Source organism: Streptomyces sp. NPDC031132 (assembly GCF_055570595.1).
In genome coordinates, this window is sequence record NZ_JBVIGX010000005.1 from 385,918 (window position 1) to 396,246 (window position 10,329).

Annotated in this window: 10 protein-coding genes; 4 read left to right on the top strand and 6 right to left on the bottom strand. The window is 71.7% G+C overall.

Going from position 1 to position 10,329, the window contains the following annotated elements:
• Nucleotides 1-102: 102 nt before the first annotated feature.
• Nucleotides 103-666, top strand: coding sequence for a TetR/AcrR family transcriptional regulator (locus tag ACZ49B_RS11170; RefSeq protein ID WP_468303339.1), 564 nt, complete (start codon nt 103-105; stop codon nt 664-666).
• A 328-nt stretch (nt 667-994) separates the two neighbouring features.
• On the opposite strand, the gene ACZ49B_RS11175 is transcribed toward ACZ49B_RS11170, so the two are convergent.
• Nucleotides 995-2,746, bottom strand: coding sequence for a multicopper oxidase family protein (locus ACZ49B_RS11175; protein WP_468303342.1), 1,752 nt, complete (start codon nt 2,744-2,746; stop codon nt 995-997).
• Nucleotides 2,747-3,168: 422 nt separating this feature from the next.
• Here ACZ49B_RS11175 and ACZ49B_RS11180 point away from each other — a divergent pair, with 422 nt between their 5' ends.
• A complete protein-coding gene (locus tag ACZ49B_RS11180; protein ID WP_468303428.1) occupies nt 3,169-4,077 on the top strand; it encodes an ADP-ribosylglycohydrolase family protein in 909 nt (302 codons plus the stop codon).
• A 76-nt stretch (nt 4,078-4,153) separates the two neighbouring features.
• Here ACZ49B_RS11180 and ACZ49B_RS11185 read toward each other — a convergent pair whose 3' ends face one another.
• Nucleotides 4,154-5,344 (bottom strand): acyl-CoA dehydrogenase family protein, encoded by a 1,191-nt coding sequence (locus ACZ49B_RS11185; protein ID WP_468303345.1) that lies wholly within the window; start codon nt 5,342-5,344, stop codon nt 4,154-4,156.
• Between the two features lie 181 nt (nt 5,345-5,525).
• On the opposite strand from ACZ49B_RS11185, the gene ACZ49B_RS11190 reads away from it, so the two are divergent.
• Entirely contained in the window at nt 5,526-6,329 is an 804-nt protein-coding gene (locus ACZ49B_RS11190; protein ID WP_468303347.1) for a hypothetical protein, read from the top strand.
• Between the two features lie 15 nt (nt 6,330-6,344).
• Here the strand turns inward: ACZ49B_RS11190 and ACZ49B_RS11195 are convergent, their stop codons facing one another.
• From ACZ49B_RS11195 to ACZ49B_RS11205, 3 genes are all read right to left on the bottom strand, one after another.
• A complete protein-coding gene (locus ACZ49B_RS11195) occupies nt 6,345-6,695 on the bottom strand; it encodes a hypothetical protein (RefSeq protein ID WP_468303350.1) in 351 nt (116 codons plus the stop codon).
• A gap of 152 nt (nt 6,696-6,847) precedes the next feature.
• A complete protein-coding gene (locus tag ACZ49B_RS11200; protein ID WP_468303352.1) occupies nt 6,848-7,684 on the bottom strand; it encodes a class II fructose-bisphosphate aldolase in 837 nt (278 codons plus the stop codon).
• A complete protein-coding gene (locus tag ACZ49B_RS11205) occupies nt 7,681-8,583 on the bottom strand; it encodes an SIS domain-containing protein (protein ID WP_468303355.1) in 903 nt (300 codons plus the stop codon). The genes ACZ49B_RS11200 and ACZ49B_RS11205 overlap by 4 nt, the downstream gene beginning before the upstream one ends.
• 149 nt (nt 8,584-8,732) lie before the next feature.
• Here ACZ49B_RS11205 and ACZ49B_RS11210 point away from each other — a divergent pair, with 149 nt between their 5' ends.
• Nucleotides 8,733-9,512 (top strand): DeoR/GlpR family DNA-binding transcription regulator, encoded by a 780-nt coding sequence (locus ACZ49B_RS11210; RefSeq protein ID WP_468303431.1) that lies wholly within the window; start codon nt 8,733-8,735, stop codon nt 9,510-9,512.
• 41 nt (nt 9,513-9,553) lie between these two features.
• Here ACZ49B_RS11210 and ACZ49B_RS11215 read toward each other — a convergent pair whose 3' ends face one another.
• Complete coding sequence (locus tag ACZ49B_RS11215) at nt 9,554-9,880, bottom strand: SDR family oxidoreductase (RefSeq protein WP_468303358.1); 327 nt, start codon at nt 9,878-9,880, stop codon at nt 9,554-9,556.
• Nucleotides 9,881-10,329 lie beyond the last annotated feature (449 nt).

Genomic DNA, 10,329 nt, shown 5'->3' on the forward strand with positions numbered 1-10,329 from the left:
GCACTGACTGGATATTCAGTCAATTCGCCGGACCGGGGCGTACGGGGGCCAAGGGGTACCCAGGTAGGGTGTCGGCTTGTGGCGGATCGTCGAACAGCAATCATGGAGGGGGCCGCGCGGGTGATCGCCCGTCGCGGCGTGCGCGGCCTGCGCGTGGAGGAACTCGCCGCGGAGGCGGGCGTGTCCACGGCGTTGATCTACTACCACTTCAAGGACCGCGCCGGGATCCTGCGCGCGACCCTGGAGTTCATCAACGACCGCGCGGGACGGTACACCACGGAGCGGGAGCCCGACGCGCCCCCGCTCGACGCCCAGGGCGAGCTGGAGGAGACCCTCCTCCTCGAGTTCCAGGACAGCCCCGAGGTACGGGAGAACAGCACGGCCTGGGGAGAGCTCCGGGCGAGTGCGGTCTTCGACCCTGACCTGCGCGAGGACCTGGCGCGCGCCACGCTCGTATGGGTGCAGGAAGTGGGCGAGCTCCTCGGCCGCGTCCGGCCCATGGCGGGTGCCTCGGCGCTCGCCGGAGCCGCCGAGCGACTGACGGCCCTCGTGGAGGGCCTGAGCTCGCGCTGGCTCAGCGGCAGCCTGCCGCTGACCCACGCGCGCGAGCTGATGGCCACGGCCCTCTCGGCCGAGCTCCGACATCTGGCACAGCCCGGCCGGTAGCAGTACCGGGACTCTCTCCGGCCACCACTCCCCACCCCGTCGCAGAGGCGGGCCGCCCGCCGACCTCTGAGACGAGGGCTTTCCCGCCATCCACGCCTTGACTGAATTTTCAGTCAAGACCAGAGTCGAGGTCGACCCATGAGCGCACGGTTCGGGGATGCGGCGAAGGACGCCGCCGCGCTGCGCGCCCTGACGGAGGCCTGCCCCGGGCGGGCCACGGGGAGCACCGGCCGATGGGCCCCTGCATGCCGATCAGCGGTGTTCGGCGCGCAGCGGCCTCGACCCCGCCGGCCACTTCCCGACCCGCGCCGTCCCCCGCGGCCGACCGTCAGTCCTGGACGATGGTCCAGGGGCGCATCAGGTCGTCGTCTTCGTGCTCGAGGAGGTGGCAGTGGTGGATGTACGTCGCCGGGAACTCGGTCCCGCTGTCCGGAATCGACGCGATCGTTTCCGTCGGCGGGCTGAATTCCCGGCAGATGATCCTGGTCACCGTCTCCGGATAGGATTTGACCGTGTCCTTCTCGGACAGCGCTTCGTCCGGGTCCGGCGGAATCGCCGGGCCGGTGAAGTACTTCTCCAGCACCGGAATGTCCTCCGGCTTGCGGCCACCGTCGATCCACTTCTCGTAATCCGCCTGATAGGCGGCTGCGTCGATCGGCTGCCTGTTCAACACCTGGAAGTTGACGAGGTGGACATGCATCGGATGGGCGTCGTGGTTGGGATTGATGTACTCCCAGATCTCGGTCGAGCCCGCCTTGACGAAGTCCTGCGACGGCTCCATGAACGGCACCGCGTTGAACGTCATGGTGCTGAAGAGCTTGTGCTGGTACACGACCCATTGCCGCCGGCGGGTGTCGGGCTTCGGCACGATGGGTTCGGCCGTCGGCAGCTTGAGGTCCTTGGGCGGGGTGCTCCTGTCCGGGCCTCCGGACAGTCGCTTGGTGACCCGGAATTGCATGATTTCCGAGATCTGCGGTCCTTGGCCGGGCATGCCGGGGTAGTGGACCGGCGCGTGGTAGTTCGTCATCGTGATGCTCGTGCCCATGGGCATCTGGCTGAAGTCGACGATCAGGTCGTACCGCTCGGCCGGCCCGATCAGGAAGTTCAGCATCTGCAAGGGAGTACGGAAGCCGCCGTCGGTGCCGATCAGCCAGAACGGCAGGTTCTGCTGGAGGACCACGTCCCTGGGAGCCTCGAACCTCAGCCGCCAGAAACGCTCGTTCGAAGCGTTGAGGATGCGCAGCCGGTAGCGTCGCGGCTCGACGGCCAGGAACGGGTACGCCTTTCCGTTGACGACCGGAGTGTCCTCGCCTTCCTGCAGGGTCATCGTGTAGGCGAGCGAGCCGTCCGGGTTGAAGGTCCGGTCCTGCAGGATGAGCGGGACTTCGAACTCGCCCTGCGGCAACCCGAGCTGCTCGTCCTCCGGGTCACGGATGACGTAGAGACCGGCCAGGCCCGCATAGACGTTGAGGCTGGTCATCCCCATGCCGTGGTCGTGGTACCAGAGCAGGGACGAACGTTCGTGGTTGGTGTAGGCGCAGATCGCCTCGTTGGCTTTGACCCGGCTCGGGTCCAGGGTGGTGTAGGACTCGGCGTGGATGCCGTCCGGGCTGAACGAATGCAGCGGCATGCCGTCCGACTGCGGCGCCGTGAAACCGCCGTGCTGGTGCACGACGTTCCACACGTTGACGTTCGGGGGGAACGGCAGCATGGGCTCGTAGGGAGGCGGAGGGATCGGGGTGAGCTGGGGGTCCCCGGTGCGGATGCTGTCGATCACGGACTGGAACAGGTGGGTGGTCGGCAGGTGGTTGCGGTACTTGACGACGGTCGGGTGGTCCTTGTCGACGCTGATCGTCGGACCGAGATAGCCCATGCCGATCGCCTTGCGAGGACTGTGCGGGTTCTTGGCCCAGTAACCCCAGACGGTCGCCGGCCCGAGATCCCGGTGGAACTGCCAAGAGCCCTGCCGCATCGTGTACTCGTAGTAGTCGGCGCCCGGATAGACGGAAGGGTCCGGGACGGCCGTCACCGGAATGGGCAGCGCGTCCACGTACTTCGTCAGCGGAGGGGTCTTCGGCACCGCGGTGTCGGCAGACCGTGATCCGTGACGGTGACCGTGATCGCGATCGCGATCGTCCGATGCATGCGCCGGCGTTCCCAGAGCACCCCGCGGAAGCATGACGGCACCCCCCATCGCACCGGCCATGAGGAAGTTCCTTCGCCCAACCATCGTCTCCAGCCTTTCCCTCGCCTCGCGTAACGCTCAAGGGATACAAGGCCGGTTCGGAACGCCGCCGCAGCACGCCGGGCCGGGCGGGCAAAGCCACTCGATGAGCGGCAATGCGGCGGGTACCGGAATTCGTGGCCAATTATCCGGAATTGGCACCTGATGATTATCGCCCGTTGCGTCGCCTCTTCTTGACGTCGGGGCACTGAGCAGGGGCGGGCCGCGCCGAAACCGGAGTGCCGCAGGCGCCGTCGCCTGCGCATACTGCTCCGGTGATCAACCTACCTGCCGCTGCGCTGGACTCGCTGTCCGGACTCGCCTTCGGTGATGCCTTCGGTGACCGCTGGTTCGGCATCCTGCGCCGCGAAGGCCCGGCAGTCCTGGAGGCCCGGACCCTGCCCCCGGAGCCGGTGTGGCGGTGGAGCGACGACACCGCTCAGGCCCTGGTCCTCGTCAGGGAGCTCGCGGAGGGCGGCGGCACCGTGGACCAGGACCGTCTCGCGCTGCGCCTGGCCGAGGCCTACGCCGACGACACGCACCGCGGCTACGGAGCCTCGATGCACGACGTGCTCCGCCGGATCGGAGCCGGCGAGCCCTGGCGGGAGGTGGTCGCCGGACAGTTCGGCGGCCAGGGCTCCTGGGGCAACGGCGCGGCCATGCGCGTCGCCCCGCTCGGCGCCTGGCACGCCGCCGACCTCGATGCCGTCGCCGAGCTGGCCGCCGGGCAGAGCGCGGTCTCGCACCACCACCCGGAGGCCGTCTCCGGGGCGGTTGCGGTCGCCCTCGCCGCGGCGCTGGCCACCCGCAGCCGGGGCGGGCCGGCTCCGGCGAGGCCGGAGTTCCTCCGGGCCGTCGCCGAACGGCTCCCCGTCGGCGACGTCCGGTCCGGGGTGCGGATCGCGGCGCGGATGCCGGAACGCACCTCCGTCCGCCACGCCGCGGAGGTCCTGGGCTCCGGCTACCGGATGTCCGGGCCCGACACCGTCCCCTACGCCCTGTGGTGCGCGGCGGGACACCTCGACGACCTGCACGAGGGCCTGTGGTCCACCGTCGCCGGGCGCGGCGACATCGACACCACCTGCGCCATCGCAGGCGGGGTGATCGCCGCTCGTACGGGCGTCGCCGCCCTCCCGCCCGCCTGGCACGCCAGCCGTGAACCGCTGCCCGCGTTCGGATCACCGTAGGAGCGCTTCGAGATCCCCGTGTTCATCGGAGGAGGCACGCTCGAGCGCGGCCCGGGACATCGCCCGTCGTCGCATTTCAGCGGCGGACGCGGGGCATGCCCAGGCCGATCCAGGAGATGATCTCGCGCTGGATCTCGTTGTTGCCGCCGCCGAAGGTGAAGATCACGGCGCTGCGGTAGCCGCGTTCGAGCTCGCCGTGCAGGACCGCGCCGGCGGAGCCGTCCTTGAGGGAGCCGGCCGCGCCGACCACCTCCATCAGCCAGGCGTACGCGTCCCGGCGGGCCTCGGAGCCGTACACCTTGACGGCGGAGGCGTCCTGCGGGGTCAGGGTGCCGTCCTGGACGGCGTTGACCATCTGCCAGTTGAGCAGCTTCATCGCGTCGAGCCGGGCGTGGGTGCGGGCCAGGCGGCCGCGGACCCAGGAGAGGTCGATGACGCGGCGGCCGTCGGCGAGCTTGGTCCCGGCGGCCCACCGCTGTACGTCGTGCAGCGCCCGAATGGCCATGGTGCCGTGCGCGGCCAGGGTGACGCGCTCGTGGTTGAGCTGGTTGGTGATCAGGCGCCAGCCCTTGTTCTCCTGCCCGACGCGGCGGCTCGCGGGGACCCGGATGTTCTCGTAGTAGCTGGCGGTGGTGTCGTGCGAGGCGAGGGTGTTGATCAGGGTGCAGGAGTACCCGGGGTCGGAGGTCGGGACCAGGAGCATGGTGATCCCCTTGTGCGCGGGGGCATCCGGATCGGTGCGGACGGCGAGCCAGACCCAGTCGGCGGTGTCGCCGTTGGTGGTCCAGATCTTCTGCCCGTCGACCACGTACGTGCCGCTCTCCTCGTCGCCCTCTCGGACGGCCTTGCACTTGAGTGCGGCGAGGTCGGTGCCGGCGTCCGGCTCGCTGTAGCCGATGGCGAAGTCGATCTCGCCGGCCAGGATCTTCGGCAGGAAGTACGCCTTCTGCTCGTCGGTGCCGAACTGCATGAGGGTCGGCCCGACGGTGTTGAGCGCCATCAGCGGCAGCGGTACGACGGCCTGCGCGGCCTCGTCGAAGAAGATGAACTGGTCCATCGGGGACATCCCGCGGCCGCCGTACTCCTTAGGCCAGCCGACCCCGAGCCAGCCGTCGGCGCCGAGCCGGCGGATGGTCTCCCGGTAGAAACGCTTCTGCGCGGCCGGGTCCTCGTAGCGGGCGTAGACGTCCTCCGGCACCAGCTCGGCGAAGTAGGCGCGCAGCTCGGTGCGCAACTGCTGCTGCTCAGGCGTGTATTCGAGGTGCACGGCCCCTCCGGGTGTCTCGCGGTCCAGCCGGTCGCTGTGTGGCGGCGCACAGAGTAGAACGTGTTCCAAGAAGGGGGAAGGACCCGCGGGCCGCCGATTGCGCCGACCGCCGACGGGGCGCGGCCCCCGTACCCGACAATGAGCGTGCGCGGTAAGGGAGTTCAAGGAACCGGGGGGACACGTGGACAAGGCCTGGAAGCAGGAGTTCGCCGGCCGGGACCGGATGCCGGAGCACCGGGACCGGATGCCCGCAGACCGGATGCCCGCGGACCGCCCGCCCGCGGACCGCGTACGCGCCGACCGCCTCCCCGCCGCCCGGCCGGAGCAGTCCGGGGGCGTGACCCAGATCCACGAGCCGGGAGTCCTGCCCGTCGACCCCGAGGTCCCCGCCCGCGAGGGGTGTTGGGAGCTGCTGCCGGACCACGTACGGGCCAAGACGCTCGAGAAGGCGGGCCGGTCCCTGGTGTGGTGGGCCCGGGTCTACGAAGACGGCGCCCCGTTCGCGGTGGTGTTCGGAGACCGGGGGCTGTGCCGGGTCCAGCCGGTGTACCGCAACGGCCGCGCGGAGGAACACCGGGGCGAGCGGGTCCGGGTGGAGCCCGGATCGCTGCTGAGCCGCTCCTTCGACGGGCGGCCGGCACAGGCGGGCGGCGGCCCGGCCGCGCCCGGCCGGCCCGGCGCACCGGTGGAGCGGCTGGTCCTGGACCCCCCTGAGGCCCAGGGGGTGCTCGGACACTTCCCCCTCGACGTACAGGACTTCCTGCAGCGCCCGTTCCTGGCCGACCGGAGGACCGTCACGGCCGAGTGGTACTACGAGGAGACCGTCGAGCCCACGCACACCGGCCTGTTCGTCCTCCTGTGCCTGTCCACCGACCGCCACGTCACCGCGATCGAGGCCCGCCGCACCCTGGACCGGGGCGCGACACCGGACCGGGCCCGGTGGCACTCCCTCATGTGCCACCAGGCCCGGCTCACCCCCCGCTGACCCTCGCGGGCCCGGTCAGGGGAGGAAGACGACCGAGCGCAGCTTGAGCCGGTCCGAGCCGCGGCCGGTGAAGGCGCGCAGGTCGAAGTGGTCGCCCGTGCAGTCGGCGTTGGTGAAAACCCGTGCGACGGCGTCGGTCCTGTTGCGCGGGGAGAAGGCCGGCTCGGAGGAGTTCGGGTCGGCGACCTCGGGGATGCCGACGCACCCGTCGCTCTCCGGGTCGATGAGCCGCTCCTGTCGCGGCTCCCCGTCCAGGCCGACGTACGAGTACGCGAACTCGCCCGTGGCGGCAGTGGCCGAGCCGGGGACGGCGACGAGGAGGGTGAGGGCGCTGGCGGCGGCGAGCACGGCGGTGCGAAGGCGCATGGGGGGTGATCCCTTTCGGATGGCGACGCGGAAGGCGACGTTGATCACGCTAGGGGGCTCCGCGCATGATCAAACGGTTCTTCCGACCCACCGGATAGGGTGGTTTGCCGCCCTAATGTCCAGGGCATTTACCACCCTTTGTGCATTCGCGGTCAGTTCAGCGCCGTGATCATCGCCGCGGCCGTCGCCGCCATCGCCGTACGGGCCGCCGTCAGGTACGGGCGCGGGTCCGCCGGGGTCAGATGGGTGCGGATGGCCTCGGTCATGGCCAGGTTCAGCGCGGTGCCGATGTTGACCTTGCGGATGCCGCCCGCCACCGCCGCCGCGAGTTCCGCGTCCGGCAGCCCTGAGGAGCCGTGCAGCACCAGCGGCACGTCCACGGTCTTCGCCAGCCGGGCGAGCAGCGCGTGGTCCAGCGCGGCGGTGCGGCTGGTCATCGCGTGGCTGCTGCCGATCGCGACGGCCAGCGCATCGACACCGGAGTCGGCCACGAACCGGCGGGCCTCGTCCGGATCCGTACGGGCGCCCGGCGCGTGCGGATCCAGCGGCGCGGCGCCGCTCTTCCCGCCCACCTCGCCCAGCTCGGCCTCGACCCACAGCCCGTTGGCGTGGGCCCAGTCGGCCGCGGAGCGGGTGGCGTCCAGGTTCTCCGCGTACGGGAGCTGCGCGGCGTCGTACATCACCGAGCTGAACCCGGCCTCCGCGGCCTGCCGGAGCAGGTCGGGGCTCTTGACGTGGTCCAGGTGCAGGCCGACCGGGATCCCGGCGGCCTCCGCGCAGGCGGCGGCGGCGCGCGAGATGGGCAGCAGCTGACCGCCGCGGAACTTCACGGCGTTCTCGCTCAGTTGCAGGATGACCGGGAGGCCCGCCTGCTCCGCCCCGGCGACGACGGCCTCGGCGTGCTCCAGGGTGATGATGTTGAACGCGGCGACGGCGCGGCCCGCGGCCGCCGCCTCGAGGACGAGCGTCCCGGCGGAGACGAGGCTCATCGGACCGCCTCCTCACCGGCGGTGAGGATCACCGAGCGGGTCAGGTTCCGCGGCTGGTCCGGATCCAGGTCCTGGTGGGCCGCGACGGCGATCGCCAGCCGGTGGACCCGCACCAGCTCGGCGAGCGGGTCGAGCCGCCCGGCCACCCACTGGCCGCCGGTGGCCCGCACCTGCTCGGCGAGCCCCTCGGGGGCGTCGCCGAGCGACCAGGTGAGGGTGCCGGGCCCGGTGACGCTGATCGGCCCGTGCCGGTACTCCATCGCCGGATACGACTCGGACCAGGACAGGGAGGCCTCGCGCATCTTCAGTGCGGCCTCGTGGGCGAGGCCCACGCTCCAGCCGCGGCCGAGGAAGGTGAACTGGCCGCGGCCGGCGGCCTTTTCCGGCAGCGGCTCGGCGAGTGCGGTGCGCGCGTCGGCCACGGCCGCGGCGGTGTGCCGGCCGACGTGGGCGCGCAGCAGGGTCAGGGCGGTGGTCGCGAAGCGGGTCTGCACGACCGACTGCTCGTCGGCGAAGTCGAGGACGACGAGCTCGTCGGCGAGGGTCATGACGGGCGTCGCCGGGTCCCCGATGACGGCGGTCGTCCGCACACCCGCGTCCCGCAGCCCGGCCAGCAGGTCCAGCACCTCGGTGGTGGTGCCGGACCGGGTCAGCGCGACGACCCGGTCGTAGCGCCGGTGCGGGGGGAACTCCGAGGCGGCGAAGGCGTCGGTCTCCCCCTGACCCGCCTCCTCGCGCAGGGCGGCGGCCGCCTGGGCCATGTAGTACGAGGTCCCGCACCCGACGATCGCGGTACGCTCCCCCGGCTGCGGCAGCAACGCCCGCTGACTCAGGGCCAGTTCGGCGGCCCGCTCCCAGCACTCGGGCTGCGTGCCCAACTCGTACGCGACGTGGCTCATGGCGGCTCCCTGGCGTGGTGGGTGCAGTTTCCTGCAAGGTAGCGGCCCTTTTCACGCAACTTCAAGCACCTCAGGGGTTGATCTCCTGAGTTAATGTCGACGCGTAGGCCGATGGAGCACACCCGAGGGGGTCGAACGCCGTGGGATCGATGACCCGCAAGGAGCGCTGGCAGACGCTGCTGGACCTGCTGGTGGAGCGGGGCGAGCTGGAGGTCGAGCCGGCGGCGGAGGCCCTCGGCGTGTCCGCCGCGACCATCCGCCGCGACCTCGACCAGCTGGCCGAGCAGCAGCTGCTGGTCCGCACGCGCGGCGGCGCGGTGGTCCACGGCGTCTCGTACGAACTCCCCCTGCGCTACCGGACGTCCCGCCGCGCCGCGGAGAAGCAGCGCATCAGCGAGGCGGTGGCGGGGCTGATCACGCCGGGCGAGGTGATCGGCCTGACCGGCGGCACGACGACCACGGAGGTGGCCCGCGCCCTGGCCGGCCGCCCCGACCTGGCGTCGGGCTCGCCGGCGCTGACGGTGGTGACCAACGCGCTCAACATCGCGGGCGAGCTCGTCATCAGACCGCAGTTCAAGATCGTCCTGACGGGCGGGGTCGCCCGCCCCCAGTCGTACGAGCTGACCGGCCCGCTGGCCCAGCAGGTCCTCGGCCAGCTCACGATGGACACGGCGGTCGTCGGCGTGGATGCCTTCGACCCGACGGACGGCGCGGCGACCCGCCACGAGGACGAGGCCGCGATGAACCGCCTGCTGTGCGAACGGGCCCGCCGGGTGGTCATCGCGGCGGACTCCAGCAAACTCGCGGTCCGCGCCTTCGCCCGCATCTGCCCGACCCGCTCGGTGGACGTCCTGGTGACGGACACGGGCCTGTCGGACGCGGTGACGGCGGAATTCGAAGCGTCGGGGGTGGAAGTACGCCGGGTGTAGCGCCGCACCCTCCTCATGCAGAGGACGAAGAGCGCAGCTCATCACCCGGTGACGGGGAAGGCCTGAGCCTCGACGGAGCGGCGCAGCAGCGAGCGCGTCCCCTGCCCCCTCCCCCGCAGCGTCGCGTCGGCGCCGCCGTCGACGAAGACGATCTGACCGGTGACATGGGTGTTCTCGGGCGAGGTCAGGAAGTCGAGGAGCGGGCCGACCTGGTCCTCGGCCGCACGGCCGTGCAGGGGCATCGGGATGGCCGAGTCGACGACCTCCCGCACCCCCAGCACGGCGAGCATGGTCGCGGTCATGGGGGTGAGGACCGTACCGGGGACGACGGCGTTGCCTGGAGGTTCGACTGCGGGCGGCCGCCGCACTCGACGCGTTCACCGCGGCCGTGGAGCACTGGGCCGCCCAGGACGAGCCCGAGGACCTCCTCGCGCTCACGCGCCGGGCGCCGGCGTTCCAGCGACTCGACGAGTTTTGACAGGCGGGCCAGTTCGCCAGACCAACAGCCGCACCGGGCTGACCGACACAGACGGCCGGCAGACGCCGCAGATGAGAAGCGCGTAGCGATCTGACGCGCCTGCGGGCCGGCCCCCGGCTCGGTGGTCCTGGTGCGCGGACTCCGGATGGCAGGGGCTGCCGGGCGGCATCTCTGATCGGGCCCGGTCCGAACCCGAACCCCTTGACCGTTCCATCGGGGGCTTCCCGGCAGTCTTATGGCATTCCGGGGCGGGGGGGGGGGGGGGGGGGGGGGGGGGGGGGGGGGGGGGGGGGGGGGGGGGGGGGGGGGGGGGGGGGGGGGGGGGGGGGGGGGGGGGGG